The sequence below is a fragment of the Mesorhizobium sp. AA22 genome (assembly GCF_001672375.2).
In the GTDB taxonomy this organism is placed as follows: Bacteria; Pseudomonadota; Alphaproteobacteria; order Rhizobiales; family Rhizobiaceae; genus Mesorhizobium; species Mesorhizobium wenxiniae.
Genome location: NZ_CP048406.1, coordinates 965,628 through 992,061, shown reverse-complemented (window position 1 = coordinate 992,061; position 26,434 = coordinate 965,628). Strand labels below are relative to the sequence as shown.

27 protein-coding genes are annotated in these 26,434 nt (G+C 62.8%); 6 read left to right on the top strand and 21 right to left on the bottom strand.

Translation table 11 applies throughout. The features are described 5' to 3' along the window. Positions 1 to 86: 86 nt before the first annotated feature. Positions 87 to 683, bottom strand: a complete 597-nt coding sequence (locus A9K68_RS04700) for a L,D-transpeptidase (RefSeq protein ID WP_065007230.1) — start codon at positions 681 to 683, stop codon at positions 87 to 89. A gap of 84 nt (positions 684 to 767) precedes the next feature. Between A9K68_RS04700 and A9K68_RS04695 the strand changes: the two genes are divergently transcribed. Then, positions 768 to 1,451 carry a response regulator transcription factor gene (locus tag A9K68_RS04695; protein ID WP_029349304.1) on the top strand — a complete coding sequence of 228 codons (684 nt, stop codon included), beginning with the start codon at positions 768 to 770 and terminating at the stop codon, positions 1,449 to 1,451. 230 nt (positions 1,452 to 1,681) lie between these two features. Then, positions 1,682 to 2,137 carry a cyclic nucleotide-binding domain-containing protein gene (locus A9K68_RS04690; RefSeq protein ID WP_065007231.1) on the top strand — a complete coding sequence of 152 codons (456 nt, stop codon included), beginning with the start codon at positions 1,682 to 1,684 and terminating at the stop codon, positions 2,135 to 2,137. A gap of 209 nt (positions 2,138 to 2,346) precedes the next feature. Here the strand turns inward: A9K68_RS04690 and A9K68_RS04685 are convergent, their stop codons facing one another. From A9K68_RS04685 to tesB, 6 genes are all read right to left on the bottom strand, one after another. Beyond that, positions 2,347 to 3,153, bottom strand: a complete 807-nt coding sequence (locus tag A9K68_RS04685; protein WP_065007232.1) for an exodeoxyribonuclease III — start codon at positions 3,151 to 3,153, stop codon at positions 2,347 to 2,349. A 381-nt stretch (positions 3,154 to 3,534) separates the two neighbouring features. Next, positions 3,535 to 4,218, bottom strand: a complete 684-nt coding sequence (locus A9K68_RS04680; protein ID WP_065007233.1) for an outer membrane lipoprotein carrier protein LolA — start codon at positions 4,216 to 4,218, stop codon at positions 3,535 to 3,537. Between the two features lie 167 nt (positions 4,219 to 4,385). After that, positions 4,386 to 7,040 carry a DNA translocase FtsK gene (locus A9K68_RS04675; protein WP_065007234.1) on the bottom strand — a complete coding sequence of 885 codons (2,655 nt, stop codon included), beginning with the start codon at positions 7,038 to 7,040 and terminating at the stop codon, positions 4,386 to 4,388. Positions 7,041 to 7,314: 274 nt separating this feature from the next. Next, positions 7,315 to 8,742, bottom strand: coding sequence for an ammonium transporter (locus tag A9K68_RS04670; RefSeq protein WP_065007235.1), 1,428 nt, complete (start codon positions 8,740 to 8,742; stop codon positions 7,315 to 7,317). Positions 8,743 to 8,773: 31 nt separating this feature from the next. Beyond that, positions 8,774 to 9,112, bottom strand: a complete 339-nt coding sequence (locus A9K68_RS04665; RefSeq protein WP_023800571.1) for a P-II family nitrogen regulator — start codon at positions 9,110 to 9,112, stop codon at positions 8,774 to 8,776. 219 nt (positions 9,113 to 9,331) lie between these two features. After that, positions 9,332 to 10,207 carry an acyl-CoA thioesterase II gene (gene tesB / locus A9K68_RS04660; protein WP_065007236.1) on the bottom strand — a complete coding sequence of 292 codons (876 nt, stop codon included), beginning with the start codon at positions 10,205 to 10,207 and terminating at the stop codon, positions 9,332 to 9,334. 95 nt (positions 10,208 to 10,302) lie between these two features. Between tesB and A9K68_RS04655 the strand changes: the two genes are divergently transcribed. Further along, entirely contained in the window at positions 10,303 to 11,565 is a 1,263-nt protein-coding gene (locus tag A9K68_RS04655; protein ID WP_082982270.1) for a ubiquinone biosynthesis hydroxylase, read from the top strand. A gap of 42 nt (positions 11,566 to 11,607) precedes the next feature. On the opposite strand, the gene A9K68_RS04650 is transcribed toward A9K68_RS04655, so the two are convergent. Both A9K68_RS04650 and A9K68_RS04645 read right to left on the bottom strand, forming a co-directional pair. Continuing rightward, the gene (locus tag A9K68_RS04650) at positions 11,608 to 12,135 is read right to left on the bottom strand and encodes a hypothetical protein (RefSeq protein WP_065007237.1); all 528 of its coding nucleotides are present in this window, start codon (positions 12,133 to 12,135) and stop codon (positions 11,608 to 11,610) included. Between the two features lie 113 nt (positions 12,136 to 12,248). Next, a complete protein-coding gene (locus A9K68_RS04645; RefSeq protein ID WP_065007238.1) occupies positions 12,249 to 12,605 on the bottom strand; it encodes a YciI family protein in 357 nt (118 codons plus the stop codon). 407 nt (positions 12,606 to 13,012) lie between these two features. On the opposite strand from A9K68_RS04645, the gene A9K68_RS04640 reads away from it, so the two are divergent. Further along, complete coding sequence (locus A9K68_RS04640; protein WP_065007239.1) at positions 13,013 to 13,438, top strand: OsmC family protein; 426 nt, start codon at positions 13,013 to 13,015, stop codon at positions 13,436 to 13,438. A gap of 45 nt (positions 13,439 to 13,483) precedes the next feature. On the opposite strand, the gene A9K68_RS04635 is transcribed toward A9K68_RS04640, so the two are convergent. The 6 genes from A9K68_RS04635 to A9K68_RS04610 all read right to left on the bottom strand — a co-directional run bounded on the left by A9K68_RS04635 (position 13,484) and on the right by A9K68_RS04610 (position 18,390). Continuing rightward, positions 13,484 to 14,122, bottom strand: coding sequence for a DUF480 domain-containing protein (locus A9K68_RS04635; protein ID WP_065007240.1), 639 nt, complete (start codon positions 14,120 to 14,122; stop codon positions 13,484 to 13,486). Positions 14,123 to 14,169: 47 nt separating this feature from the next. Continuing rightward, a complete protein-coding gene (locus A9K68_RS04630) occupies positions 14,170 to 14,949 on the bottom strand; it encodes a succinate dehydrogenase iron-sulfur subunit (RefSeq protein ID WP_065007241.1) in 780 nt (259 codons plus the stop codon). A 64-nt stretch (positions 14,950 to 15,013) separates the two neighbouring features. Further along, on the bottom strand, positions 15,014 to 16,852 hold the full coding sequence (sdhA, locus tag A9K68_RS04625) for a succinate dehydrogenase flavoprotein subunit (RefSeq protein WP_065007242.1): 1,839 nt from the start codon (positions 16,850 to 16,852) through the stop codon (positions 15,014 to 15,016). Between the two features lie 5 nt (positions 16,853 to 16,857). Then, a complete protein-coding gene (sdhD, locus tag A9K68_RS04620; RefSeq protein WP_065007243.1) occupies positions 16,858 to 17,253 on the bottom strand; it encodes a succinate dehydrogenase, hydrophobic membrane anchor protein in 396 nt (131 codons plus the stop codon). 2 nt (positions 17,254 to 17,255) lie between these two features. After that, complete coding sequence (sdhC, locus tag A9K68_RS04615; RefSeq protein ID WP_065007244.1) at positions 17,256 to 17,675, bottom strand: succinate dehydrogenase, cytochrome b556 subunit; 420 nt, start codon at positions 17,673 to 17,675, stop codon at positions 17,256 to 17,258. A gap of 379 nt (positions 17,676 to 18,054) precedes the next feature. Then, the gene (locus tag A9K68_RS04610; protein WP_065007245.1) at positions 18,055 to 18,390 is read right to left on the bottom strand and encodes a hypothetical protein; all 336 of its coding nucleotides are present in this window, start codon (positions 18,388 to 18,390) and stop codon (positions 18,055 to 18,057) included. A gap of 234 nt (positions 18,391 to 18,624) precedes the next feature. Here A9K68_RS04610 and A9K68_RS04605 point away from each other — a divergent pair, with 234 nt between their 5' ends. After that, complete coding sequence (locus A9K68_RS04605; RefSeq protein WP_065007246.1) at positions 18,625 to 18,975, top strand: hypothetical protein; 351 nt, start codon at positions 18,625 to 18,627, stop codon at positions 18,973 to 18,975. Here the strand turns inward: A9K68_RS04605 and A9K68_RS04600 are convergent. Next, entirely contained in the window at positions 18,959 to 20,182 is a 1,224-nt protein-coding gene (locus A9K68_RS04600) for a GGDEF domain-containing protein (protein ID WP_082982265.1), read from the bottom strand. The two genes, A9K68_RS04605 and A9K68_RS04600, sit on opposite strands and share 17 nt — an antisense overlap. A gap of 51 nt (positions 20,183 to 20,233) precedes the next feature. Beyond that, positions 20,234 to 21,454 carry a GGDEF domain-containing protein gene (locus A9K68_RS04595; RefSeq protein WP_065007248.1) on the bottom strand — a complete coding sequence of 407 codons (1,221 nt, stop codon included), beginning with the start codon at positions 21,452 to 21,454 and terminating at the stop codon, positions 20,234 to 20,236. A 164-nt stretch (positions 21,455 to 21,618) separates the two neighbouring features. Between A9K68_RS04595 and A9K68_RS04590 the strand changes: the two genes are divergently transcribed. Next, positions 21,619 to 21,930, top strand: a complete 312-nt coding sequence (locus A9K68_RS04590) for a hypothetical protein (protein WP_029349343.1) — start codon at positions 21,619 to 21,621, stop codon at positions 21,928 to 21,930. Positions 21,931 to 21,998: 68 nt separating this feature from the next. Here the strand turns inward: A9K68_RS04590 and leuC are convergent, their stop codons facing one another. The 4 genes from leuC to A9K68_RS04570 all read right to left on the bottom strand — a co-directional run bounded on the left by leuC (position 21,999) and on the right by A9K68_RS04570 (position 26,277). Continuing rightward, the gene (gene leuC / locus A9K68_RS04585; protein WP_065007249.1) at positions 21,999 to 23,408 is read right to left on the bottom strand and encodes a 3-isopropylmalate dehydratase large subunit; all 1,410 of its coding nucleotides are present in this window, start codon (positions 23,406 to 23,408) and stop codon (positions 21,999 to 22,001) included. A 294-nt stretch (positions 23,409 to 23,702) separates the two neighbouring features. After that, on the bottom strand, positions 23,703 to 24,338 hold the full coding sequence (locus A9K68_RS04580; protein ID WP_065007250.1) for a class I SAM-dependent methyltransferase: 636 nt from the start codon (positions 24,336 to 24,338) through the stop codon (positions 23,703 to 23,705). A 56-nt stretch (positions 24,339 to 24,394) separates the two neighbouring features. Continuing rightward, a complete protein-coding gene (locus tag A9K68_RS04575) occupies positions 24,395 to 25,210 on the bottom strand; it encodes an amino acid ABC transporter permease (protein ID WP_065007251.1) in 816 nt (271 codons plus the stop codon). 269 nt (positions 25,211 to 25,479) lie between these two features. Then, entirely contained in the window at positions 25,480 to 26,277 is a 798-nt protein-coding gene (locus A9K68_RS04570) for a transporter substrate-binding domain-containing protein (RefSeq protein WP_029349350.1), read from the bottom strand. Positions 26,278 to 26,434: the final 157 nt, after the last annotated feature.

Below are 26,434 nucleotides of genomic sequence, written 5' to 3'. Positions count from 1 at the left end.
CAGTAGGGCAGCTAAAAGGTAAGCGGCGCGCCTGCGCGATCCTACTGACACTTTCCTATTCCCCTATTCCCCTATTCCCCTATTCCCTACCTCACCACCTTCATCACCGTGCGATCCGACAGCAGCGGCAGCAGCCGTGCCATCGTGCGCGCCGTCACCGCGACGCAGCCTTGCGTCGGCGTGAAGCCGGGGCGCGCCAGATGAAAGAAGATGGCGCTGCCGCGCCCGCGGCGACGCGGCGAAATGTTCCAGTCGAGCACCAGGCAGGCATCATAGAGCCGGTCGGTGCGCAGCATCCGCTCGTGGCTGGCGCCATAGGGAATCCTGATCGGACGGTTGTAGTTGCGGTCCTCAGGCACTTCGCACCAGCCGAGATCCGGACCGATCGGCGTCATCGCCAGCCGGGTTTTGCGGCCTCCGGAAAAATGATCGTTACGAAAGTATCCCGACAGGATCCGCATCGAACCAAGCGGCGTGGCGCCGTCGCCTTCGCGCTTGCCGGCCGATATGCCGCCGCGTCCCAGCGCACATGAAAACACCAGCTTGCCAGCCTGCAGAAGCCCCTGGCTGGCGTGGCCGGGCCTGGCGCGCACGGTGAGAACACGAAGCCCTTTTCGCAAAAATGCGCCCGCCTCATTGCACGCGCGTTTTTTCTTGTATGATCGTGCCACGGAACAAATCATTGTGATCGGCTGTTGTGTCGGTCAGCTTCCGCATAAACAGGCAGCGGTCAACTGAATTTTCTTTTCAAAACAACGGATTGATCCATGACTTCACGCACCATTCTGATCGTCGATGACGATGACGACCTGCGCGGCACGCTCGTCGAGCAATTGTCTCTCTATGAGGAATTCGACGTCCTGCAGGAATCAACCGCCGCCAAAGGTGTCGCCACGGCCCGCGGCGGCCTCATCGATCTGCTCATCATGGATGTCGGCCTCCCCGATATGGATGGCCGCGAGGCAGTGAAGATACTGCGCAAGGGCGGCTATAAGTCGCCCATCATCATGCTGACGGGACACGACACCGATTCCGACACGATTCTCGGCCTCGAAGCCGGCGCCAACGACTATGTGACCAAACCGTTCCGATTCGCGGTTCTCCTGGCCCGCATCCGTGCCCAGCTTCGCCAGCATGAGCAGAGCGAAGACGCCACCTTTTCGGTCGGCCCCTACACTTTCAAGCCCAGCCAGAAGCTTCTGATCGACCAGCGCGGCGCCAAGGTGCGGCTGACCGAAAAGGAAGCCTCGATCATCAAGTATCTTTACCGCGCCGACCAGAAGGTGGTGACGCGCGACGTGCTGCTCGAGGAAGTCTGGGGCTACAATTCCGGCGTTACCACGCACACGCTGGAAACCCATGTCTATCGGCTGCGCCAGAAGATCGAGCGCGATCCTTCTAACGCAGAAATTCTTGTGACAGAAAGCGGCGGCTACAAGCTGGTTCCTTAAACATTTAATCATTCAATCAGCGGTCGGGGCAGGGGCCGTTTTCGGGTACGATCCTGAGACTGGAGGTGGTTCTGGATCGAACTCGCTGACGCATCGGACCAAAAATCGGAATCTTTTTTCGAAAGCATGGTGCGTCGATTTCAAAGCGTTTAGCGCGTCCTTTGCGCGTTCAAAGGGTTGCTCGGCGCTGTAAGGGAGGGATTGGACTGGCCGTTCGGGGACCTAGCTAGATGGCGTTGGATGACGACATCCGCATCCTGTCCGCCGTGAGGCTCTTCGAGGGCTTCACGGAGGAACAGTTGCGTCTGCTCGCCTTTGGCGCGGAAACCACCAAGCTGCAGGCCGACCACAAGCTTTACCGCGAGGACGACGAGGCCGATTGTGCCTATATCGTCGTCAGCGGGCGCATCGTGCTGTATCGCGAGCAGGATGGCGCCCGCGTCCCGATAGGCACGGCCGGTCCCGGTACGATGCTGAGCGAACTGGCGCTGATCGCCGATACCAACCGGCTGACCAGCGCATCCGCCCAGATCGATTCGGAAGTGCTGCGGGTCAGCCGCAAGATGTTCCACCGCATCCTGGAGGAATATCCGGATATCGCGGTCCATCTGCACCAGCGCATCTCCGAGGATTTTCTGGCAATGATCCGCCGCATCGAGGAGCTGGCGCCGCGTTTCGAGAACTGAACCCGGATCTCAACTCGCTGTCGCAACCAATGACCCGTGAAAGCCATCGAATCAGGGCGGCAAGGCTGAGGTGTATCGAGATTTAGATCAGGCCTAGCCGAGACTGGTGGGATCCGAGAACCGGAGCAGAGCGTACTTTTGGGTACGTGAGCACCGGAAGCGCAGGAAACCACCATTCGCAGGCCGGCCTGATCTGAATATCGATACACCTAATCCAGGTCGAACCGCGCTATGACCGGCACATGATCCGACGGCCGTTCCCAGCCGCGCGCCGGCCGCAGGATCTCGTAGCCGGCAAAGCTCGGCACCAGGTTTGGCGACGACCAGACATGGTCGAGCCGCCGGCCGCGATCCGACGCTTCCCAATCCTGCGCGCGATAGCTCCACCAGGTGTAGAGCTTCTGCTCATACGGCACGTTGAGCCGCATCAGGTCGACCCAGTCGCCGGCGAGCCGCATCGCCTCGAAATTTTCCGTCTCGACCGGCGTATGGCTGACCACCTTCAGGAGCTGCTTGTGCGACCAGACATCGTGCTCGAGCGGCGCGATGTTGAGGTCGCCGACCAGGATCGAACCGGACACTTCGTCGTGCTCGGCGCGGATGGCGTTCATTTCGGCGACGAAATCGAGCTTGTGCTTGAACTTGCGGTTGATGATCGGATCGGGCTCGTCGCCGCCGGCCGGGACGTAGAAATTGTGCAGCAGGATCGCCTTTCCGCCGGCCCGCACGGTGACCGACAGATGCCGGCAGTCCTCGATCTCGCAGAAGCGGCGCTTTTCGACAATCGCGATCGGCCGGCGCGCCACCGTCGCCACGCCGTGATAGCCCTTCTGGCCGTGGAAGGCGATATGCTCGTAGCCGAGCTTGCGAAAGGCCTTCTCGGGAAACAGTTCGTCGGGAACTTTGGTTTCCTGCAGGCAGAGCACGTCCGGTGCCTGTTCGACAAGCAGGCGTTCGACGATCGGCATGCGCAAGCGGACGGAATTGATGTTCCAGGTGGCGATGGAAAAGGGCATACGGAGGGTCCGGACGGCACGGGACCGCAGGAACCTGGTTAGCTCCGACGGGCTGGTGCTTTTTTGGCAAGGCAGTTCCGGAAACTACTGCCAGCCATACGCTGCAAAAACAAGCCGGGCGCAATCGTTGACCCTCGCGCCGCCCCTCATTGCCCTGCCGGGCATTTCTCCCCGGAGAAAGACGCTGGCTCCAGCCGCGGCGCCTTTCTTTCAACCATGGTGGATGGCGAAATCGTCGATTACAGCGTCCTTCTCCCCGTTTACGGGGAGAAGATGGCGGTAGCCAGATGAGGGGCAGCGCTGACGTCCAGAAAGGCTTCCCACGACGAAACGCAGGAAACTACCGTTCGCAGGCCGGCATTATCTGAACATCACCATGCCTCAGCGCGACTTGGTGTTCAGCTCGCGGTTCGCCGTATAGTCGATGGCAAAGGTGTCGGGGGCGAAGCTCACGCCTTCCCTGACGTTGAAGATCATCACCGTCGTGTCCTTGCCTTGCGCATCGGTGATCGTCCATTGGCGCAAATCGTAGGTTTTCGGATCGAACATCATAGTTATCTTCGAACTGCCGAACACCGATTTGTCGGCGAGTTGAATGGTGGTGACGTCGTTCTCTTCCTTGACGCTTTTGACGCGGCCGCCGGAGAGGTCGATCTTGGTGTCGAGCAGCAGCTTGAGCGGCGTTTTCGACAGTGGGTAGAGATCGGAGGTTTTCAGCCGCTTGTTGAGGATGACCACCGACTTGCCGTCGGAAATCACCCTGAAATTCGACGTCCCGTCATAGTTGAACCGAATCTTGCCCGGCCGTTCCAGAAAGAACTTGCCGCCGGTCTGCTCGCCCTTGGGTCCGAACTGCACGAATTCGCCGGTCATCGATTTGACCGAGGAAAAATGGTCGGCGATCTTCTGCGCGGTGGGTGGCACCGCCGCTTGCGCCGACGCCAGCAACTGGACCCCGGGCACGACGTTGATGGCCACAGCACCTGCCAGGACCAGGCCGAGGCCAAGCAGCTGGCGGCGGGTCGGGGCAAAATCGCTGGTCGTAGCGAAAGAGGAGTTTTTCATGCCGGTCACTCTCGTCTGGTTTATCTGTTGTCGCAGTGTTTGGCCCCCCAGTTGGGCTTAAGTTTGGCGACCTAACAGCGCTTCGTCGTTGCAAACGCGCCAGAAGGGTCATAGTTGCCGCCGTCGACCTTGCAGCCGGGCAAATCCCATGGTTCTTGCCGGTCGGATCAGAACTTGTCGTCCTCCGTCGGCACTAGAATCTCGCGTTTTCCGGCATGGTTCGCCGGGCCGACAATACCTTCCTTCTCCATCTTCTCGATGATCGAGGCGGCGCGGTTGTAGCCGATGCCGAGCCGGCGCTGGATGTAGCTGGTCGAGGCCTTGCCGTCGCGCAGCACCACCGCAACCGCCTGGTCGTAGGGATCGTCGGAATCCTCGAAATTGCCGCCGCCACCGCCCGAGCCACCCTTGCCCGGCGGCTCGTCGTCGTCCTCATCGTCATCCTCGGTAATCGCATCGAGATATTCCGGCACGCCCTGCAGCTTCAGATGCGCGACGATCTTCTCGACCTCGTCATCGGAAACGAAGGGGCCGTGTACGCGCTGGATGCGGCCGCCGCCGGCCATGTAGAGCATGTCGCCCATTCCAAGCAGCTGTTCGGCGCCCTGCTCGCCCAGGATGGTGCGGCTGTCGATCTTCGACGTCACCTGGAAGGAGATGCGGGTCGGGAAGTTGGCCTTGATCGTGCCGGTGATGACGTCGACCGACGGCCGCTGCGTCGCCATTATGACGTGGATGCCGGCGGCGCGCGCCATCTGCGCAAGGCGCTGCACCGCGCCTTCGATGTCCTTGCCAGCGACCATCATCAAATCGGCCATCTCGTCGATGATGACGACGATGTAGGGCATCGGCTCGAGATCGAGGTTTTCGGTCTCGTAGATCGCTTCGCCGGTCTGGCGGTCGAAGCCGGTCTGCACGGTGCGCGAGATTTTCTCGCCTTTCTTCTCCGCCTGCTGCACCCGCGCGTTGAAACCGTCGATGTTGCGGACGCCGACCTTTGACATTTTGCGGTAGCGGTCCTCCATCTCGCGCACGGTCCATTTCAGCGCCACCACCGCCTTCTTCGGATCGGTGACAACAGGCGTCAAAAGATGCGGGATGCCGTCATAGACAGAGAGCTCCAGCATTTTCGGGTCGATCATGATCAGCCGGCAGTCCTGCGGCGTCAGCCGGTAGAGCAGTGACAGGATCATAGTGTTGATGGCGACCGACTTGCCCGAACCGGTGGTGCCGGCGACCAGCACGTGCGGCATCTTGGCGATGTCGACGATGACCGCCTCGCCATTGATGGTCTTGCCGAGCGCCAGCGCCAGCTTGGCCTTGGTGGTCTCGAAATCGCGGCTGGCCATGATTTCCCTGAGATAGACGGTCTCGCGCTTGGCGTTCGGCAGCTCAATGCCGATGGCGTTGCGGCCCGGCACCACGGCGACGCGGCAGGCGATCGCGCTCATCGAGCGGGCGATGTCGTCGGACAGCCCGATGACCCGCGACGATTTGATGCCGGGCGCCGGCTCCAGCTCATAAAGCGTGACGACGGGGCCCGGGCGGACATGGATGATCTCGCCCTTGACGCCGAAATCCTCCAGCACGCCCTCGAGCAGGCGGGCATTCTGCTCCAGCGCGTCCTTGGACAGGCTGGCATCGCGCACGACGTTCTTCGGCTCGGACAGGAAATGCAGTGACGGCATTTCGAATTGTTCGGAGCCGATCAGCGAGGTCTGGGCTTCGCGCTGGACACGGGCGCCCGGAACGGGCCGGGGCGCCGGCGCAGCGACGCGGGTGGCCGCGTCGGAGCGGAACGGCTGCACCTTCGCATTGGGCGCAGTGCTGCGCTGGCCCACGGGCTCCGGCGCAAAATCCATGTCGTCGTCATCGTCAAAAACATCGGCGTCGTCGGGATCGAGCGAGGCGCTGCGGTCGTTGACCATGGCGGCGAAGAATTCCGGCTCGACGCGGGCCCGGCCATCGGCACTCATCCGCGATTCGGCAAATTCGGCCGATTCGACCCGCTCGGCAGCGCGCCGCCAGGCGCTGGCGCGCGGTTCCATCTCTGGTTCGAAGTCATCGTGCTCCCGGCGGCGCGCGGCACGGCGGCGGAGATACGCGCGCAACGACAGCCACCAGTGCGTGATCGCGCCAAGCGCCAGAATGCCCTCGTCGCCCTCGTCCTCATCATTGTCGAAAAGCAGTTCGTCCTGGTCCCGGGGATCGGGCGCAGCCGGTTGCTCTAGGACCGCGAACCCGTTCTGGCGTGCAATCAGCGCCGAGCCGTAGGCAAACAGCCACAGTGCCGGCGCGGCGAGAAGCACAGCGAGCGCGCTGGCGATGAGACCGGTCGGGTAGCCGCCAACTACGAAGCCGGGAATCTTGAGCACCATGTCGCCGAACACGCCGCCGAGACCGGTCGGCAGCGGCCAGGTCTTGGGGGGCACCACGCAGCCGGCGATGGCCGCGGCAAGCACCGCGTAGCCAAACCAGGCGAGCCCGCGCTTCGGCAGCCTGTCGACGCCGCGCGCCGAAAACAGCAGAAATCCCCAGACCACCGCCGGCACCAGCGCCGCGACGGCAGCGAGGCCGAAGAACTGCATGGCAAGGTCGGAGAAGACAGCGCCCACATAGCCCATGGCGTTGCTGACGATATTATCGGTGGCGTGGGAGAAGCTTGGGTCGGCGACGTTCCAGGTGGCGAGGCTGGCGATACCGAAGGCGACCAGCGCAAACAGGCCGGCACCGACCAGCCGGCCGACCTGACGCCGCGCGAACACCCGGATGCCGTACCCCGTATCGGCCAGCGCGAGCGGTGCTGAAGCCCCTGAACGCATGCTCTTCCCCGTCTGTCGTTGCCTGCCCGATAGCGTGCGCGCAGCTCGGCAGATTCGGGCACCAGACTATCGGCGGGAAGGTTAAGGCAGCATTAACTATAAGGGGTTGGGGGAAGTATCTTGCGGCGAGTATCTGGCCTGGCCGTCTGCGCGCAAAAAAGAGGCCCGGAACGGGTCCGGGCCTCAATGCGTGAGCCCTTGCAGGAGCGTCACGACGGGATGGGAGGATGCAGGGCGGCCGAGGCCGCCCAGACAAGACTTACGGGTGCAAGGCTTACGGGTGATAGGCCGCTTCGCCATGCGCGGTGAGGTCGAGCCCTTCACGCTCTGCATCGGCTGTCGGACGCAAGCCTACGATCATATCGACGATCTTGTAGAGGATGGCGCTGCCGATGCCCGACCACAGGACGGTTACCAGGACACCCTTGAACTGCGACCACAGCTGGGTCGCCGTGCCGGCATAGCCGGCGGCGAAGTCGGCTGTCGAATAATCGACGATGCCAGCGCCGCCGAGGGCGGGGTTGACCAGGATGCCGGTGCCGAGCGCGCCGATGATGCCGCCGACGCAGTGGATGCCGAAGACATCGAGGCTGTCGTCGTAGCCGAACTTGTTCTTCACGACCGAGACGAAGAAGTAGCAGACGCAGGTGGCGACGATGCCGAGCACGATGGCGCCCATCGGTCCGGCAAAGCCGGCAGCGGGTGTGACGGCGACAAGGCCGGTAACCGCGCCCGAAACAGCGCCAAGCATCGACGCTTTGCCGCGCAGCAGCGTTTCGAGCACGATCCAGGTCACTGCCGCCGCCGCCGTGGCGACGAAGGTGTTGACCATGGCCAGCACCGCGTAGGCGTTGGCTTCGAGGTTCGAACCGGCGTTGAAGCCGAACCAGCCGACCCACAGTAGCGAAGCGCCGACCATGGTCAGCGTCATCGAGTGCGGCGCCATGATGTCCTTGTTGTAGCCGATGCGCTTGCCGATCATCAGCGCGCCGACAAGGCCGGCGATGCCCGCATTGATGTGAACGACCGTGCCGCCGGCGAAGTCGATGGCGCCGAAGCCGAAGATGAGCCCCGACGGGTCGCTATAAGCGCTCGGGCCGCCCCAGAACCAGACCATATGCGCGATCGGAAAGTAGACGAATGTGACCCACAGGATGGTGAAAAGGATCACGGCCGAAAACTTGACGCGTTCGGCGAAGGCGCCGACGATCAGGGCGGGCGTGATGCAGGCGAAGCTCATCTGGAAGATGACGAACACCAGTTCAGGAATGGCGACGCCCTTGGTGAAGGTTTCCGACACCGTCGTCACGTCGACACCGGCAAGAAACATCTTGGAAAGGCCGCCGACGAAGGCATTGCCGGGGGTGAAGGCAAGGCTGTAGCCGTAGAAAACCCAGACGATCATGACCACGCTGGTGATGGTGAAGACCTGCATCAGCACCGACAGCATATTTTTGGCGCGAACCAGACCGCCGTAGAAAAGGGCAAGGCCGGGAATGGTCATCAAGAGCACCAGGATGGTGGAAATCATCATCCAGGTCGTGTCGCCCTTGTCGACGGTGAAGGCCGGCGCCGCTGGCGCTGCCGGTGCGGCCGGAGCCGCTTCTTGCGCGAATGCGGCGACCGTGCCCAGTGCTGCGATAGCGAGCGAGCCCAGCAGCGCGGTGCGCGCCGCCGACTTCAAGGTAGAAGGAATATTCATTGAACTCTCCATTGGAATACGTGTCCGCAGCTCAAAGCGCGTCGGTGTCTGTTTCGCCGGTGCGAATGCGCACCGCCTGGTCGATGCCGAAAACGAAGATCTTGCCGTCGCCGATCTGACCGGTCTTGGCCGCCGCGGTGATGGCTTCGACGGCCTTGTCGACCATGTCCAGGCCGACCGCGACTTCGATCTTGATCTTCGGCAGGAAGCTGACCGCGTATTCCGCCCCGCGATAGATTTCCGTGTGTCCCTTCTGACGCCCGTAGCCTTTGACTTCGGTGACGGTCAGGCCCTGGATGCCGACTGCGGTGAGCGCTTCGCGCACCTCGTCAAGCTTGAACGGCTTGATGATTGCCATCACGATTTTCATAAGGTTTCACCCTTTGCTGTTGCGGTCCCCCGCGTTTGTACGACGTCGCCGATCCCCATGAGAGCCGGAGAGTGCCCGCTAGGATTCAAGCTCCGTGCCAGTTGCCGAAGCAGGGCGTTAACCTGTTGTTACATAAGGGATTGGGGAAGGTTTGTCGGCTGACTGTGCATAGTCGCGACAACGCAGTTGATTAAAAAATAGGCAATTTTGCAAAAATGCCTATTTGGCGGGCGGCCGCTTCAGCCTGATCAGGCCCTCCTGGGCAACCGAGGCGATCAGCGTGCCGTCGCGGGCAAACAGCGACCCACGAGTGAACCCCCGCGACCCTTGCGTCGACGGGCTGTCCTGCGTGTAGAGCATCCAGTCGTCGAGCGAATGGCTGCGGTGGAACCACATGGCGTGATCGAGGCTCGCCGCCTGGATGTCGCTATCGAAAATGGCGCGGCCATGCGCAAAGGTCGAGGTATCGAGCAGCGTCATGTCGGAGAGATAGGCAAGCACTGCCGCCTGCGTGGCGCGATCGGCCGGAACCGGGCCGGTCGTGCGGATCCAGATGTTCTGCTTCGGCTCCAGCTTTTCCCGGCTGGTGTAATGCTCAAGCATCACCGGTTTCATCTCGATCGGCCGGTCACGCTCCCAGTAGCGCCTGATGCCGTCGGGCACGGCCTGGCCGAACTTGCCAATCAGTTCGCGCTGCGACAGCAATGTGTCGGGCGCCGGCACGTCCTGCGGCATCGGCACCTGATGCTCGAGCCCGGCCTCATCCTGCTGGAACGAGGCTTCCAGCGAAAAGATCGCCTGGCCGTGCTGGACAGCCACGACACGGCGCGTAGTGAAGGAGCCGCCGTCGCGGATGCGGTCGACCTGGTAGATGATCGGCACCTTGGTGTCGCCGGGCCGCATGAAATAGCCGTGCAGCGAATGTACGCGGCGTTCGGGCTCCACCGTTCGCTGGGCGGCGACCAGCGCCTGGGCGATGGTCTGGCCGCCGAATACGCGCTGCCAGTCAAGTTTGGGGCTGCGACCACGGTACAGGTTGTGTTCCAGCTGCTCGAGGTCGAGAATGCCGAGAAGCTCGTCCATGGCCGCCGTCATGTTTCGCGCCCTCGCCGCAAAGTGTTATGGCGGTTTCCGACAGGAATGGCGGGCAGTCAAGGCCGGAAGGGAATTTGGCCGGAAAGGAATTTGCCATGGTGGATCGCAAGGAGGATGCAAAAAACCGAACCGCGCTCGACATTCTGGTCGCCGGCGCCGGCTATGTCGGGCTTGCCGCCGCCGTATCGCTGAAACAGGCGCGACCGAGCCTGGGGGTCGCTGTCGTCGACGCCGCGCCCGCCGGCGTCTGGCAAAAGGACGGCCGCGCCTCGGCCATCGCCGCTGCCGCTTGCCGCATGCTCGACCAGCTCGGCGTCTGGGCCGAAATCGCGCCCGAAGCGCAGGCGATCACCGAAATGATCGTCACCGATTCGCGCGCTTCCGATCCGGTGCGCCCGGTGTTTCTCACCTTCGATGGCGAGGTCGCGCCCGGCGAAGCCTTTGCGCATATGGTCGCCAACCGGGATTTGAACGGCGCCTTGCGCCGGCGCGCTGAAAAACTAGGCATCGACATCATCGAAGGCGTCGCCGTCAGTGCCTTCGACGTGAACGGCGCCGGCATCACCGTGCATCTTGTCGACGGCGCGACGCTGAAGGCGCGGCTGCTGGTCGCCGCCGACGGCGTGAACTCGAAGCTGCGCGACATGGCCGGCATCAGGACGGTGAAATGGCAGTACGGCCAGTCCGGCATCGTCTGCACCGTGACGCATGAACGGCCGCACAATGGCCGCGCCGAAGAGCATTTTCTGCCAGCCGGCCCCTTTGCCACGCTGCCGCTCAAGCCGGACAAGGACGGGACCAACCGCTCGTCGATCGTCTGGGTCGAGCGGTCGGAAGATGCCGAAAAACTGGTCGACGGCGACGACCTCGTCTTCGAGCACGAGCTCGAACAGCGGTTTGGCCTGAAGCTCGGCGAAATCCGCGTCGCCGACAAGCCGCGCGCCTGGCCGCTCGGCCTGACGCTTGCCCGCGCCTTCGTCGCGCCGCGCATTGCGCTCGCCGGCGACGCCGCCCACGGTATCCACCCGATCGCCGGCCAGGGCCTCAATCTCGGCTTCAAGGATGGGGCGGCACTGGCTGAAGTGGTGGTCGAGGCCGACCGGCTCGGCCAGGATATCGGTGCGCTCGACGTGCTCGAACGCTATCAGCAGTGGCGGCGCTTCGACACGCTGCAGATGGGCATCACCACCGATGTCCTGAACCGGCTGTTTTCCAACGACATCAGCCCGTTGCGCGCCGTCCGCGACATCGGCCTAGGCCTGGTCGAACGCATGCCGCGGCTGAAGGATTTCTTCATCCGCCAGGCGTCCGGTCTGTCCGGCGACACGCCGAAGCTGCTCAAGGGCGAGGCGATCTGAGCCCGGAAGGGCAGCAACCAATATTGAGCCAGGCAATTTCGTTCAATTGACCTCGAAGCCCAGCTTCTGCCGCAGCCGCAGTATCCGCTGGTCGGATATCTTCAGGGGTTGCTCGCCAGCCTGCGCCGCGCGGTTCACCATCTGCAGCAAATCGTTTCGCTCAGTCACATCCAGACGTTCGCGCAGGAACGGCGCCAGTTTGTCGATGACAACAGTGGCATCGTCGATCTGTGACGCCGCCCATTTGGCGTAGACCACGGCCTCATCGGTCTTCTTGTCGTCCGCAATCTCTGAGATCATCGACCGAATCGCGGCTTCGCGCTGCGGCAGGACAGGGCCGTTCTCGGAAACGATGGCGGTGATCAGCGTCGCGGCCGCCACGACCGGATCGTCGATCGCCGTCAGCGGTGAGAGCGCCGCCTGCTTGCGCAGTCTCTTGCGGCGAATGTTCCCTTGCACACGGCCGACGACGTCCGCGACCTCGCGCGCCGCATCGTTCATGGCCTTCATCCGATACCACCAGAACGCCGCCGCTCCCAACAGCCCAATTGCAGCAATCAGTATATGCATGCCCGTGATCCCCAAACCGCAGCGACGATAGGAGAAGTGCAGCCTCGCTTCAACACGCAAAAGTTGCGCCCGCAGAAGAAACTGATTCCGCCGGACGCAAAACAGAATGATCTCTAGGACCCCGGCACGTTGTAGATCGCCCTGACCTCGATCGTGCCGATTTCGGCCAGAGGGATGCCGCCGGCAATCTCCATCGCCTCGTCGATATCCCCGGCCTCGATCATGACGAAGCCGAGCAATTGCTCCTTGGTCTCGGCGAAAGGGCCGTCGGTGACCAGCCGCCTGCCCTTGCGCCGACGCACGCTTTTCGCGGTATTCACCGATTGCAGCGCCTGCGCGATGATCAGCCGGCCGCTTTGCTCCACCGATTTGTCATAAGCCAGCGAGTCGTCGTCGAGCTTGGCCAACCTCTCCGGGCTCATTGCATAAAGGTCCTTTTCCTCACCGTAGACCAGGCAAACATATTTCATCTCTCATCTTCCTTGTTAGGACGAACCGTTGGCAACCGAGGTCTCAGCCGGGCTTTTGACCGCCGCATGATCGACAAGGGAAACCGCAATCCCGATGATGGCGACCGCCGCAAGCAGTCGACCGAAACCGGAAGGTGACCGATGCAACCAGTCGGCTTCTTGTTCAGCCGCCTTTCGGCCGGTGTCTCTCCAGTGGGCAGAAAACAAAACATTCATGTGATCCTCCATCCGGCCACGAAACCCGTGGCCGCCCGCAGGACGGCCGAGGCAGATGGAAGTCGACATTTTTGCACGCGGATTTTTTGCGTCGCCATTGGCGCGAAAAGCACGGGTGGCCTTCGTGCCCGCGCGCGCTATAGTCGATCAGACGCCGATCACGGCTCAGCCACCGCATCAAGGAGGAATTCATGGACCGCACCGCAAACGCCGTCTGGAAAGGCAATCTGAAAGAGGGCAAGGGCACGCTCGACACGCAGAGCGGGACTCTGAAAGGCACGCCTTACTCGTTCAAGATGCGCTTCGAGGACGAGAGCGGCAAATCCGGCACCAATCCGGAGGAACTGATCGCAGCGGCGCATGCCGGTTGCTTTGCCATGCAGCTTTCGCATGTCCTGGCTGAGAACGGCACCCCCGCCACCGAACTCGACGCCAAGGCCGTGGTGACGCTGATTCCGGGCACCGGCATCACCGGCAGCGCGCTCACGCTGGTCGGCAAAGTGCCAGGCATCGATGCCGCGAAATTCCAGGAGCTGGCTGAACAGGCAAAGGCCGGGTGTCCGGTCTCGAAGGCGCTCGGCGCGATAAAAGTGTCACTCGACGCCAAGCTCGGCTGAGCGGCCGAACCTCGCGAACCGGCAGCGCAATGGACCGGCGGGGCGCTACTGTCCCTCGCCGGTCAGCGCGTTGATGCGTGCGCGCAGCTGTCCGACCTCTTCCTCGAGAGCTTGCACGCGTGCTTCGAGATCCGAGGCCGGCGAAGGTGATTGGGGCGTTCCAGCCACCACCGGCGTCTGCACCGGCCCGCTCAAGAGATGCACATAGCGGTCCTCACGCTGGCCGGGTCCACGATCGATCTGCTGAACGAGCGGCGGCTTGCGGCCGATCAACAGGTCGAGATTGCTGCGAAGCTCGTCGATGGAGGGCAAACGCGCCATACGCTCGCTCCGCGCCAGCAATTCATAGGCGGTCTGCGAACCGCGCAGCAACAGCAGCCCAAGCAGCGCAATCTGCGCTGAGGTCAGCGAAAAGCGCTGCGCGACGACATGCTCGTAGCGCTCGACGCGCAAAGCAAAGACCTGCCTGACCAAGCCCTTGTGCTCAAGCTGGCCAAGCGCTCGTCTTACCTCGACAAGCTCGACCGACATCACCGGCTCGCGCGCCGTCTTCTGGTTGGCGGCGGCAAGTGCCGCATTGAGCGTCAGCGGGTAGATATCGGGCGTCAGTTCCTTCTTTTCGATCAGGCAACCGAGCACGCGCGCTTCGATGGGAGAAAGGATGGGCAGTTCGGTGTCGGTCATAGGTCGGCTATCCTTTTTAGGCTGGATCGCGACATGCGCCGCCGAAGCTACACCCTTCTCTCCACCATCATCTTCTTGATCTCGGCGATCGCCTTGGCCGGATTGAGCCCCTTGGGGCAGGTCTGGGCGCAGTTCATGATGGTGTGGCAGCGATAGAGCCGGAACGGGTCTTCGAGGTTGTCGAGCCGTTCGCCCGTGGCCTCGTCCCGGGAATCGATCAGCCAGCGATAGGCCTGAAGCAGCGTCGCCGGGCCAAGATAGCGGTCGCCGTTCCACCAATAGCTCGGGCAAGAGGTCGAGCAGCAGGCGCATAATATGCATTCATAAAGCCCGTCGAGCTTTTCGCGGTCCTCATGGCTCTGCAGCCATTCCTTGGCCGGCTCGGGCGACACCGTCTTCAGCCATGGCTCGATCGAGGCGTGCTGGGCGTAGAAATTGGTGAGATCGGGCACCAGATCCTTGACCACCGGCATATGCGGCAGCGGATAGACCTTGATCGCGCCGGAAATGTCGTCGCAGCCCTTGGTGCAGGCGAGCGTGTTCGAGCCGTCGATATTCATGGCGCAGGAGCCGCAGATGCCCTCGCGGCAGGAGCGGCGCAGCGTCAGCGTCGGGTCGATCTTGTTCTTGATGTAGAGCAGCGCATCAAGCACCATCGGCCCGCAATCGTCCATGTCGACGAAATAGGTATCCATGCGCGGGTTCTCGTCATCGTCCGGCGACCAGCGGTAGATGCGGTACTCGCGCAGATTGGTCGCGCCCTCCGGTTTCGGCCAGGTTTTCCCGGCCTTGATCTTCGAGTTTTTCGGAAGCGTGAGTTCGACCATTACCTCAGGTCCTTTCGGATGACGAGCTTCAGCCCGGACCAAGTCCCGTTCACGGCGGCCATCGTCAATACACTCTCGCCTTGGGAGCGATCTTGGCCAGGTTGATGCCGCCGTCTGCTTCGCTAAGCAGCGGCTCGGTGTGCACCGGCCGGTAGCTGAGCGACACCTCGCCGTCTTCGCTGAGCCGGGCCAGCGTATGCTTGCGCCAGGCCAGATCATCACGAGCCGAAAAATCTTCCCGCGCATGCGCGCCGCGGCTCTCCTTGCGCGCCTCGGCGCCGTAGACGGTGGTGATGGCGTTGGCCATCAGATTTTCCAGCTCAAGCGTCTCGACCAGGTCGGAGTTCCAGATCATCGAGCGGTCGAACACTTTTACGTCCTTGAGCTCGGCCCAGATCTGCGAAATGCGCTTGCAGCCGCTTTCCAGCGAATCCTGCGTGCGGAACACCGCCGCATCGTCCTGCATCGCCTTCTGCATCTTTTCACGCAAAACAGCCGTCGGCGTCGAGCCGTTGGCGTGACGCAGCCGGTCGAAACGGTCCATGATCTTCTCGACCGCGGCTTCGTTGGGCGACGGGATCGCGGCGTTGCGGTCGATCACCTGGCCTGCCCGGATCGCCGCAGCGCGGCCGAACACCACCAGATCGATCAGCGAGTTGGAGCCCAGCCGGTTGGCGCCATGCACCGAGGCGCAGCCAGCCTCGCCGACCGCCATAAGCCCTGGCGACACCTGGTCCGGGTTCAAGGCGGTGGGGTTGAGCACCTCGCCCCAGTAATTGGTCGGCACGCCACCCATATTGTAGTGGACCGTCGGCAGCACCGGGATCGGCTCCTTAGTCAGGTCGACGCCGGCAAAGATTTTTGCCGATTCCGAAATCCCCGGAAGTCTCTCGTGCAAAACGGCCGGATCGAGGTGGTCGAGGTGGAGAAAAATATGGTCCTTGCTCTTGCCGACGCCGCGTCCCTCGCGAATCTCCAGCGTCATGCAGCGCGAGACCACGTCGCGCGAGGCAAGGTCCTTGGCCGACGGCGCGTAGCGCTCCATGAAGCGCTCGCCTTCGGAGTTGACGAGATAGCCGCCCTCGCCGCGCGCGCCCTCGGTGATCAGGCAGCCGGCGCCGTAGATGCCGGTCGGGTGGAACTGCACGAACTCCATGTCCTGCAGCGGCAGCCCGGCCCGCGCTGCCATGCCGCCGCCGTCGCCGGTGCAGGTGTGCGCCGAGGTCGCCGAGAAATAGGCGCGGCCATAACCGCCTGTCGCCAGCACCACCATTTTTGCCGAGAAGCGGTGGATGGTGCCGTCGTCGAGGTTCCAGGCGACGACGCCGGTGCAGGTGCCGTCCGGCTCCATGATCAGGTCAAGCGCGAAATACTCGATGAAGAACTGGGCGTTGTTCTTCAGCGACTGGCCGTAGAGCGTATGCAGGATGGCGTGGCCGGTGCGGTCGGCCGCCGCACAGGTGCGCTGCACCGGCGGGCCGTCGCCGAAATTCATCATGTGGCCGCCGAACGGCCGCTGGTAGATCTTGCCTTCTTCGGTGCGCGAGAACGGCACGCCGTAATGCTCAAGCTCGTAGACGGCGGCAGGTGCTTCGCGCACCAGATATTCCATGGCGTCGACATCGCCGAGCCAGTCCGACCCCTTGACGGTGTCGTACATGTGCCACTGCCAGGAATCGGGGCCCATATTGGACAGCGAGGCGGCGATGCCGCCTTGAGCGGCGACCGTATGCGACCGCGTCGGGAAAACCTTGGTGATGCAGGCGGTGCGCAGTCCCTGTTCGGCCATGCCGAGCGTGGCGCGCAGGCCGGCGCCGCCGGCGCCCACGACCACCACGTCGAACTTGTGGTCGACGTAGCTATAGGCGGACGCCGTGTTGGCGTTTTTCGCGTCCTTGGCCAAAATTTTCAGCCTCCAAATGCCAGTTTGAGCAGGGCGAAGATCGAGGCGACGCCGACCACCACGGGAAAGAATGTGTTGAGTGCGAGCAGCGCCAGCCTCATGCCCTCGCCATGTACATAGTCCTCGATGATCGCCTGCATGCCGAGGCGCATATGGTAGAGCCCGGACAAGAGCACCAGGGCCAGGACCAGCGCCACGAACGGGTTGGCAAGTGCGGCGCGCACTTCCGCATAGCCGGCGCCGTTCAACGCGATCAGGAAGCCGACGAAGAACAGGATCAGCGGGATGTTGGCGATCGCCGTCAGGCGCTGGCGCCAGAAATGCTCCGTGCCCTCGCGGGCGGAGCCGAGGCCGCGGACCTTCGCCAGCGGCGTGCGCATGTCGGTGTTGCGGTGGCTCACGATCAGGCTCCCCGTGCCATGTAGCCGGCGATCCAGATCAGCAGCGTCAGCACGATCGAGCCGGCCAGCGTCGCCCAGGCGATCCTGGAGGCCGTGTCCTTTTCAAGACCGGCCCCGGTATCCCAGATCAGATGGCGCACGCCGCCCAGCATGTGGTGCATCAGCGCCCAGGTATAGAAGAACAGCACCAGCCGTCCCAGCCACGAGCCGAAGGCCCAGTTGACGGCATCGAAGGTGGATTGCGAGCTCGCCGCCGCCATCAGCCACAGCGCGACCAGTAGCGTGCCGAAATAAAGCGCCCCACCGGTGATGCGATGGATGATCGACATTGTCATCGTGATCGGCGGCCGATAGACGGTCAGATGCGGCGAAAGCGGCCGTTCACGTCTGGCAAATTCGCGGGTGGCTGGTGATTTGCTCATGGCTCCCCCAGTTCGGCGTCTCTGGAGCCCCAGGGGAAATGCGGCGTTACCGCTTCCGGTTGCGACTTCGGACAGCCGGTTTCTAATGCGCTTTTTGCACCGCGTCAAAGCCGGAAAATCGTTTCGAGAACGTAATTTAGTCTGACAAAAGGGCGGTATTTCGCTTCAATCGATTAGGGCGCGAGCCAAAGCCGGCGCAATGTTCGCTGCAGTGCGGCATATCTGCCCGATGCGTTGAGATTCACGTCAGGCCGCGCCGAAAATGGTGGATGCCGAGAACCGGAGCGGCGTCCTTTGCGCGCCTAAGAGGCAGCGCTGTAGGGAAGGGCAGGGATCCACCATTTGCAGGCCGGCATCACCTGAATATCGACACACCCGGTCAGCGGGTGCAGGTCAGCGGCGTCTTCCCGCCCTTCATCACCAGCGCGTCGCGCCCGTCGATCACGATTGCGTCATGCGCCGCGCCGAAGCGGCTGCTTTGATTGGCGGGCGAGGCCGGCAGGTCCTCGCTGGCGCCGTCCGGGCCAAGCACGCGCACCGAAGTGCCGAGGTTTTCGATGGTGATCCTTGTGCCATCAGCGCAAGTGTAAGTGGCGGTGCGCGGCTGTGGTGAATCGGTCGCGGTGGCCGGCGCATTGGTCTGCGAGACGCAGGCAACGGTGATCAGCAATGGAACATGGACAAGCGTCACCCGAAACGTCCGGCTTAACGCCATATGCTGCTGCCTCCCTACGCGTCAATCCAGCCGCGATGCGTGGCCAAGATCACCCGCGCCGGCCGCGATGGTGCGGGCAAGCATGGCCGAAAGATGGCCGCAGGCTTCCAAGGCGCCGGATATTAACCATGTTTGCCGAGATCTGGCTGCCAGCAGGCCTGGCCTCTTAACAAAGGTTAATAAAAGGTTAATTTATGATTCGAGGAAGACTCGCCTCTGACAAATGGGGACGCCATGCATTCGAATTCAGGCGGATCGCGCCCTACGGCGCTCATCCTGGTGGCGGTGGCCATGGGCCTCGCAGCACCGGCACTCGCCGGGACGCGCGACCGCGTCTACGCCGATTCTTTTGGCAATCTCGTCATCGAAAGCGCCGCCGGCTACAAGCGCATCCTCGTTGGCGAGGGCAGCCTGGCCAAGGAACTGTCGGACTACACCGGCGCCGGCCAGCCCAAAATCCATGAAAACGACGCGGATGACGTCAGCAGCCGCGACTGCTACAGGCCGCCGGTTTTCGTGAAGGGCCGCAGTTATATGTATGGGCTTTCCGACGGCGAGATGCCGGAACTCAGCCCCTGCCGCTGATCTTCGGCCCGGCGTTGGCAACAGCCGTCTGCCGGGCGGCGATTGATCCTATCGAGATGCGCACGCAATCGCGTCCGCTGCCCTTCGCCTGATAGAGCGCTTCGTCGGCGCGCCGCAGCAGGTCGGTAAACCCTTCGGCCGGGTGAAGCTCGGCAACGCCGAAGCTGGCGGTGCAACGATGGTCCGCCGGCAGACAGTCGATCGGCAAGGCCCCGAAAGCGCTGCGCGTCCCTTCGGCGAAGAGCCGCGCGGCGGCGAGGTTGGTTCCCGGCAGGATGATGGCGAATTCCTCACCACCAATGCGACCGGCGACGTGATGATCGGCGGCGGCATCGCGCAGGAAGCCGGCAAAGGCTTCGATGACCCGGTCGCCGGACGCGTGGCCGAAACTGTCGTTGATGCTCTTGAAATGATCGAGGTCGGCGATGACCAGGGCGACCGGAATACCCTTGCGCACGGCGTCACGCATCGCCAGCTCGGCATGACGTTCGAAGCCGCCGCGGTTGAGCAACCTCGATAGCGTGTCCGTCTCCGACTTCGACGTCGCCTCGGCGAGCACGTCGCGGACCAGGATGACCAGAATGAGAAGCGCGATTGTCAGGCCGAACACCGTGCCGAGCGATTGCGACACCAGAGCGTAGTTGCTCTGCAGATAGGCCTGCGGATTGACACCCCAGCCGCCCATTGCATGGGCGATGAACGGCTTGCTGACGAATTGCAGGGCGCTGGCCGTCAGAACGGCCATCAACGCATGGTCGAGCCAGTCGCGTCTTTGCCTGGACGACCAGACGATGCCGACGCCGACGAACTGCATGGCCGCATAGGGAAGCTGGTAGGCCATCATGCGGGCAAGCGACTGGCGCGGCAGGGCCTGCACGAAATACACGGCCACGGTGGCCGCAAACAGGAAGACGAGCATCGGCGCCCAGCGCGGCGCCACGCCGTATTTATGGGCAAGCCCGCCATTGAAGGCGATGGTGGCGCCCAGGAACACGGCGAAACCCGCGACGACTGCCGGTCGCGCATTTTCGAAGATCGGAATGCTGAACTCGATGGCGAAATAGGCCATCCCGAGCAGATAACCGAAGACCAGCCAGCGCGCCGGAGCGCGCGCCACATCGTTGAACGAGATGGTCATGAAGGCAGCCGCCAACAGGCCGGCGACGAGCAAGTTGATTCCAAGGATGAACTCTGCGCCGCCGCCCATGTGGTTTTCGCACTCCCTGCGCCAGCAAATCATGAACGGGCGAAAAAGACGTTAACGTCGGCCTGGAGCGGGATGATCAGCGGCTTTGAGCGGTTCCACAACGAGCACCGTTTCCGACCGTTCATGGGATAGCTGCACGCTATCGCGGCCGTTCCTCTTGGCTTTGTAAAGCGCCTCGTCGGCGCGGCGCATCAGCGGCTCCAGCCCTTCCTCGCCGGTGCGGGCCGCCACGCCGAAGCTCGCCGTCACTCTTGTACCGTGCGGAAGCCCGTCGATGCTGCCCGCCGAACAGAGCGTGCGAATGGCTTCGGCAAACAGCCTTGCCGCGCCAAGGTCGCTCAGCGGCAAAAGCACGGCGAACTCCTCGCCACCGATGCGGCCGGCGACGCCGCTGGTGCCGGCAGCCGATAGAAGCTTGGCGGCGAAGTCGGCGATCACGCGATCGCCCGCGGCATGCCCGTGCAGATCGTTGAGCGCCTTGAAATGATCGAGGTCGGCGAGCACCAGCGCGACCGGCAGTTTGGCGGTGGCGCAGTGCTGCAGGAGCAGCGTGGCGCGCTCCTCGAAACCGCGGCGGTTGAGCAGGCCCGACAGCGGGTCGGTGTACGCCTCGGCCTTCAGCGCTTTCATCACGTCGAGTGCAGCCGCGCAAAACAGGCAAAGCGCGATGAGCAAAGACAGCAGCGCATGCGACAGCAGCGCCGTTGTCCAGTAGGACGAGGCATAGAACCCGTCATAGCTTTGGTAAGGTCCATGCGCGATGACGATTACGAGGGTGCGCACGAAGAAGTTCAACCCGGAAAGCAGCGACAGCACGAACAGGATCATTTCCGTCGGGCCCTTGTCGCGCACCACGCGCAGTTCGGCGGCGACAACCAGACTGAGGCCGCCGAAAGCGAAATTCATCACCAGGATTCGCCAGGTGAGATCCGGCTGGAAGAACATGAACCAGCAAAAAGCGGCCAGGCCGCCGCTCGCCAGGACGCCGATCGCGACAAAGGGCACGCGCCGTCCATAACGCGTCACGATCGCGCCAGCGAGACCACAGGCGGCGATGGTGAAGCAGAGGTTGGAGAGTAGCTTGGTCGGCGCCATGCCGATGGGCAGCGTGAAATACTGCAACAGGAAACCGGCCGCCGAAAGCCAGTAGCTGGCGGCGAGCACGGCCAGATAGGGACGGTGACGCTGATAGAACCACAGCACGAGAAACACCGTGCCGAGCGCAAGCGCGATTGTCGGGTTGAGCAACCCTATCAGCAGACCGGTGTCCAAAGGACCGTGACCCCCCACGCTTCCGTCAGGCAAGACCTTAGAGCGGAAGCCCGAACAAGCGGTTAAGCAAAGTCGACTATGCGCAAGGTCGCCGATGAAGCTGCTGTACGGAACTTGAAACCGCGGCCGGCGTTTTCCGGCAGCAGCCAAGAGGAGACGCTTTCATGGCCGATACGATCATGCTGACCGACCACGACGCAATTCGTTCATGGGCCGCGGCGCGCGCTGGATTTCCGGCGATCGTCGACGTGTCGCCCGAAGCAGGGACCCAAGCCCTGCTGAGGCTGGTCTTCGGCCAGCACGCCTATCAGGACCAGGATCAGGCCGAACGCCCGACCAACGCGGGCGGCTACGAACTGGTTGAATGGGACGAGTGGTTCAAGCTGTTCGACGAACGCCAACTGGCGCTGGTGGTCGCCGCAGAGCAACCCGGCCGGCGTGAGCAATTCCATGAACTCGTCAGGCGCCCGGCGTGAAAAGAGCCCGAACCTTATCGCGGTTCGGGCTCTGGTAGGCACTCATATGCGGACAGTGGCAGCCTGAGTTATTTCCACTCGCGGATGTCGACGAAATGGCCGGCGATCGCCGCTGCCGCCGCCATGGCCGGCGACACCAGATGGGTGCGGCCCTTGAAGCCCTGACGGCCCTCGAAATTGCGGTTCGAGGTCGAGGCGCAGCGCTCATGCGGCTTCAGCCGATCGTCATTCATGGCAAGGCACATCGAGCAGCCCGGCTCACGCCAGTCGAAGCCGGCGGCGACAAAGATCTTGTCGAGACCCTCGGCCTCCGCCTGCTCCTTGACCAGACCGGAGCCCGGCACGATCATCGCATTGACCCGCGGATTGACCGTCTTGCCCTCGATCACCTTGGCGGCGGCGCGCAGATCCTCGATGCGGCCGTTTGTGCAGGAGCCGATGAAGACGCGGTCGAGCGCGATATCGGTGATCCTGGTGCCCGGCGTCAGGCCCATATAGTCGAGCGCGCGCTGCTTGGAGGTGCGCTTGTTCTCATCAGTGATCTCGTCGGGGTTCGGCACGATGCCCTGGACCGAGACGACATCCTCGGGCGAGGAGCCCCAGGACACGATCGGCGGCAATTTCGCCGCGTCGAGCACGACCACCTTGTCGAAATGCGCGCCTTCGTCGGACTGCAGCGTCTTCCAGTAGGCGAGCGCGGCATCCCACGCCTCGCCCTTCGGCGCGCGCGGCTTGTCCTTGACATAGGCAAAGGTCGTCTCGTCAGGCGCGATCAGACCGGCCCGGGCGCCGCCCTCGATCGACATATTGCAGATGGTCATGCGGCCTTCCATGGACAGCGCGCGGATCGCCTCGCCGGCATATTCGATGACATAGCCGGTGCCGCCGGCAGTGCCGATCTCGCCGATGATCGCCAATATGATGTCCTTGGCGGTGACGCCCTCCGGCAATACGCCGTCGACGCGCACCAGCATGTTCTTGGCCTTGCGCTGGATCAGCGTCTGCGTCGCCAGCACATGCTCGACTTCCGAGGTGCCGATGCCGTGCGCCAATGCGCCGAAAGCGCCATGCGTCGAGGTGTGGCTGTCGCCGCAGACGATGGTCATGCCGGGCAGCGTGAAGCCCTGCTCAGGACCGATGATATGGACGATGCCCTGGCGGATATCCTTCTCGGAATAATACTCGACGCCAAAATCCTTGGCGTTCTTGGCCAGCGCCTCGACCTGGATGCGGCTTTCCTCATTCTTGATGCCGAACTTGCGCTCCGGCGAAGTCGACACATTGTGATCGACCACGGCCAGCGTCTTTTCCGGATGCCGGACCTTTCTGCCGGTCATGCGCAGGCCTTCGAAGGCTTGCGGGCTGGTCACTTCATGGACGAGATGGCGGTCGATGTAGAGCAGGCAGGTGCCGTCGTCCTGGCGATCGACGACATGGTCGTCGAATATCTTGTCGTAGAGGGTGCGAGGTGCGCTCATGTGCGTAAATCCGTCGATATGAAAATGGGAAAGGACAAGCGCCGGCTAGCCGGCGAACACGGCCTAGCGAAGTCGGCTGGTCAGAGCGCCGGAAACGCGCGCCGAGAATCGCGACGGCAGGCGTTTTCTGTCCTGCAGCACGAAACCCTTGTAGGCCGGATCGCCAAAAAGCTGTTCCATGGCGTGGCTCATACCAATGTTTTGGGTTTTCGGCAATCGCGGCTGCCTCGCAGAACCTGGGTTCCTCGCCCCTGCTGCGCGGGGGCGAGGAACGCAAGTCCTGCAAACCGGTGCTCAAACCACCTCGAACACGAAGGTCTTCACCAGCGCCTCGGGCTCGGCAATCGCATAGCAGCGGAACCACGGGCTTTCCTCGATCGGCCGCCATTTTTCGTTGTGCTCCAGTTCGGCAAAGACATCACGAAAACCGCCGCTCTCGAACACCTGGTCGCGAACGCTGAAGATGGCGTGGCCACCCTTTTTCGTGATGCGCACCAGTTCATACAGGCCGGAGGCCGGCGCGTGGCTGATGGTGAACACGCCGGTCGAGAAGAAGGCGCGGAAATAGCCGTCCGGCCAAGGCAGCGGACCGCCAAGCGTCGCCTGCTTCAGCTCGCTGTAGGCCTGGCGGCTGCCGGCGATTTTCAGCATGTCCTCCGACAGGTCGAGCCCGGCGATGTCCCGATAGCCGAGCGCCTTGAGCGACGGTCCCGACAGACCGGTGCCGCAGCCGGCGTCGAGCAGCGGCCCCTCGCCTGATGGCACATGGCGCGCCACCCAGGCGGCGATCAGGAACGGCAGGAGATAGCCGAGCGAGGCGGTTTCGCTGTCATAGGTCGCAGCCCATGCGGCATAGGCCTCCGCCAGCGCTTTCGGCGTATCTGCCGTATAGACGGAATCCAGTGCCGCGTTGGCTTTGTCGATGTTCATGGATCAATTCCTCTGCAACCCGACAGGTCAATCGTAGCGCCGACTTCGCCCGCCGGCTATTGCTCATGCTGGCGGCGCAGCCGCTTCTCCAAACCCCGCAAGGCCAGCGACAGGCCGACCGTCAGGATAAGATAGATATAGGCGACGATCGAATAGGTTTCGAAGAAGCGGAACGAGCCGGCGGCGTAGATCTTGCCCATCTGGGTGATGTCGGCGACGCCGAGCACCGAGACCAGCGAGGAATCCTTGACCATGGCGACGAAATCATTGCCGAGCGGCGGCAGGATGGTGCGGATCGCCTGCGGAAAGACGATCAGACGGAAACGCTGCGTGCGGGTCAGCCCCAGCGCCTTCGCGGCCTCGATCTGGCCCTTCTCGACTGCCTGGATGCCGGCGCGGAAGACCTCCGAGATGAACGCGGAGTAGCCGATGGTCAGCGCCATGATGGCGCGCCACAGCAACGACACGTCGCGCACCAGCAGTTCTCCGAAGAGACCCGCATTTTGCAATGGCGCGGTCACTGCGTTCCACGCCGCTACGAAGGCTGGCGCCCCGGCGAAGGCGATCCAGAACAACAGCACCAGCATCGGCACGCCGCGGATGATCTCGACATAGAAGCGAGCGATCTGGCGCAGCCAGCGCGATCCCGACAGCCCCATCAGCGCAATGCCGAGCCCGATTGCCGAGGCCAGCGCGAAGGCGACCATCGTGACGAAGACGGTGATGCCGATGCCCTTGGCGACGGTCGCGAAAACCTGGGCATAGAGGTCGCTTGCGGCGATGAAGATAGCGGCTGCCACGGCGAGCGCCGCAGCCACGGCAAGCCACCACGGGAAGTCGGTTTTGGACGTGGACGATGCGGGCGTTGCCATTTAACCGATACCGGCAAAGCATGCTTTGCCGAAGCTAAGCGCCAAGCCATTCCCCTCTGGCCTGCCGGCCATCTCCCCCTCAAGGGGGGAGATCGGCAGCTTTGACCTCGCCGCCCATTCTGCAAGATTGGAAATTGGCGAAAGCCGGTGCGGCATCCAATCTCCCCCCTTGAGGGGGAGATGTCCGGCAGGACAGAGGGGGGTGTACGAGCGCAGAGTCAGCGCGAGTTCCGGCGCACTACCGTCACGCAACGCGCGCGACAAAAGTTTTACTGTCCCATCTTGTAATCAAGAAACCATTTCTTGTTTAGCGCGTCGAGCGTGCCGTCGGCCTTCAGTGCGGCGATCGCTGCATTGACCGGCTTCACCAGATCCGAGCCCTTGGGGAAGATGAAGCCGAAATCCTCGGTGCCGAGCGGTCCGCCGATCAGCTTCAGCCCGCCATTGGACGCCTCGACATAGCCCTTGCCGGCAGTGCCATCGGTCAGCACGACATCGACGTCGCCGGTCTTCAGCGCCTGCACCGTCGCGCCGAACGTTTCGAACAGTTTGATACGCGGGTTCTGCTCATTGCCGTCGAGCACGCTGTAGACGGCGGTGTAGAACGGCGTCGTGCCGGCCTGTGCGCCGATCAGCCCATCCTTGAAGGCGCCGAACGTCTTGGCGTCGGTGAAGCGCTTCTCATCGCCACGCACCAGCATGAACTGTTCCGAGCGCATGTAGGGGTCGGAGAAATCGACCTTCTGCTTGCGGTCGTCCTTGATGGTGATGCCGGTCATCCCGATGTTGTACTGATTGTCGGAAACCGCCTGGATCATCGCATCCCAAGAGGTATTCTGGTATTCGACCTGGAAATTCAGCCGCTTGGCAATCTCGTTCATTGCGTCATATTCCCAGCCGATCTGCTTGCCGGTCTTGGCATCGATAAACTGCAGCGGCGGATAGGCGTTTTCCGTCACAACCACCACCTTCTTGCCGCCGAGATCGGGCAGCGCCTGCGCCAGGGCGGCGACGGGCGCAAGAATCAAAGCCAACAGGCCGGCTAACAGCAGTTTCGATTTGGTCATGGTACACCCCGAGAATTTGAACGGCCTCGACATTGTCGAGGCTTGCAGGAAATCCGGCGCCGACTTTAGCTTTCCGCAGGCACCTTGCAAGCCGGTCCGATGCGCCGTTCGACCCGAAAATGGATTCCGATGCTTTCAACGCCGGGATTACGAAACG

What these genes read in the sequence shown, in the direction of transcription:
- A9K68_RS04700 (WP_065007230.1), bottom strand. Translation starts at nt 683, where the DNA reads ATGATTTGTTCCGTGGCACGATCATACAAGAAAAAACGCGCGTGCAAT.
- A9K68_RS04695 (WP_029349304.1), top strand. Translation starts at nt 768, where the DNA reads ATGACTTCACGCACCATTCTGATCGTCGATGACGATGACGACCTGCGC.
- A9K68_RS04690 (WP_065007231.1), top strand. Translation starts at nt 1,682, where the DNA reads ATGGCGTTGGATGACGACATCCGCATCCTGTCCGCCGTGAGGCTCTTC.
- A9K68_RS04685 (WP_065007232.1), bottom strand. Translation starts at nt 3,153, where the DNA reads ATGCCCTTTTCCATCGCCACCTGGAACATCAATTCCGTCCGCTTGCGC.
- A9K68_RS04680 (WP_065007233.1), bottom strand. Translation starts at nt 4,218, where the DNA reads ATGAAAAACTCCTCTTTCGCTACGACCAGCGATTTTGCCCCGACCCGC.
- A9K68_RS04675 (WP_065007234.1), bottom strand. Translation starts at nt 7,040, where the DNA reads ATGCGTTCAGGGGCTTCAGCACCGCTCGCGCTGGCCGATACGGGGTAC.
- A9K68_RS04670 (WP_065007235.1), bottom strand. Translation starts at nt 8,742, where the DNA reads ATGAATATTCCTTCTACCTTGAAGTCGGCGGCGCGCACCGCGCTGCTG.
- A9K68_RS04665 (WP_023800571.1), bottom strand. Translation starts at nt 9,112, where the DNA reads ATGAAAATCGTGATGGCAATCATCAAGCCGTTCAAGCTTGACGAGGTG.
- tesB (WP_065007236.1), bottom strand. Translation starts at nt 10,207, where the DNA reads ATGACGGCGGCCATGGACGAGCTTCTCGGCATTCTCGACCTCGAGCAG.
- A9K68_RS04655 (WP_082982270.1), top strand. Translation starts at nt 10,303, where the DNA reads ATGGTGGATCGCAAGGAGGATGCAAAAAACCGAACCGCGCTCGACATT.
- A9K68_RS04650 (WP_065007237.1), bottom strand. Translation starts at nt 12,135, where the DNA reads ATGCATATACTGATTGCTGCAATTGGGCTGTTGGGAGCGGCGGCGTTC.
- A9K68_RS04645 (WP_065007238.1), bottom strand. Translation starts at nt 12,605, where the DNA reads ATGAAATATGTTTGCCTGGTCTACGGTGAGGAAAAGGACCTTTATGCA.
- A9K68_RS04640 (WP_065007239.1), top strand. Translation starts at nt 13,013, where the DNA reads ATGGACCGCACCGCAAACGCCGTCTGGAAAGGCAATCTGAAAGAGGGC.
- A9K68_RS04635 (WP_065007240.1), bottom strand. Translation starts at nt 14,122, where the DNA reads ATGACCGACACCGAACTGCCCATCCTTTCTCCCATCGAAGCGCGCGTG.
- A9K68_RS04630 (WP_065007241.1), bottom strand. Translation starts at nt 14,949, where the DNA reads ATGGTCGAACTCACGCTTCCGAAAAACTCGAAGATCAAGGCCGGGAAA.
- sdhC (WP_065007244.1), bottom strand. Translation starts at nt 17,675, where the DNA reads ATGAGCAAATCACCAGCCACCCGCGAATTTGCCAGACGTGAACGGCCG.
- A9K68_RS04610 (WP_065007245.1), bottom strand. Translation starts at nt 18,390, where the DNA reads ATGGCGTTAAGCCGGACGTTTCGGGTGACGCTTGTCCATGTTCCATTG.
- A9K68_RS04605 (WP_065007246.1), top strand. Translation starts at nt 18,625, where the DNA reads ATGCATTCGAATTCAGGCGGATCGCGCCCTACGGCGCTCATCCTGGTG.
- A9K68_RS04600 (WP_082982265.1), bottom strand. Translation starts at nt 20,182, where the DNA reads ATGGGCGGCGGCGCAGAGTTCATCCTTGGAATCAACTTGCTCGTCGCC.
- A9K68_RS04590 (WP_029349343.1), top strand. Translation starts at nt 21,619, where the DNA reads ATGGCCGATACGATCATGCTGACCGACCACGACGCAATTCGTTCATGG.
- leuC (WP_065007249.1), bottom strand. Translation starts at nt 23,408, where the DNA reads ATGAGCGCACCTCGCACCCTCTACGACAAGATATTCGACGACCATGTC.
- A9K68_RS04580 (WP_065007250.1), bottom strand. Translation starts at nt 24,338, where the DNA reads ATGAACATCGACAAAGCCAACGCGGCACTGGATTCCGTCTATACGGCA.
- A9K68_RS04575 (WP_065007251.1), bottom strand. Translation starts at nt 25,210, where the DNA reads ATGGCAACGCCCGCATCGTCCACGTCCAAAACCGACTTCCCGTGGTGG.
- A9K68_RS04570 (WP_029349350.1), bottom strand. Translation starts at nt 26,277, where the DNA reads ATGACCAAATCGAAACTGCTGTTAGCCGGCCTGTTGGCTTTGATTCTT.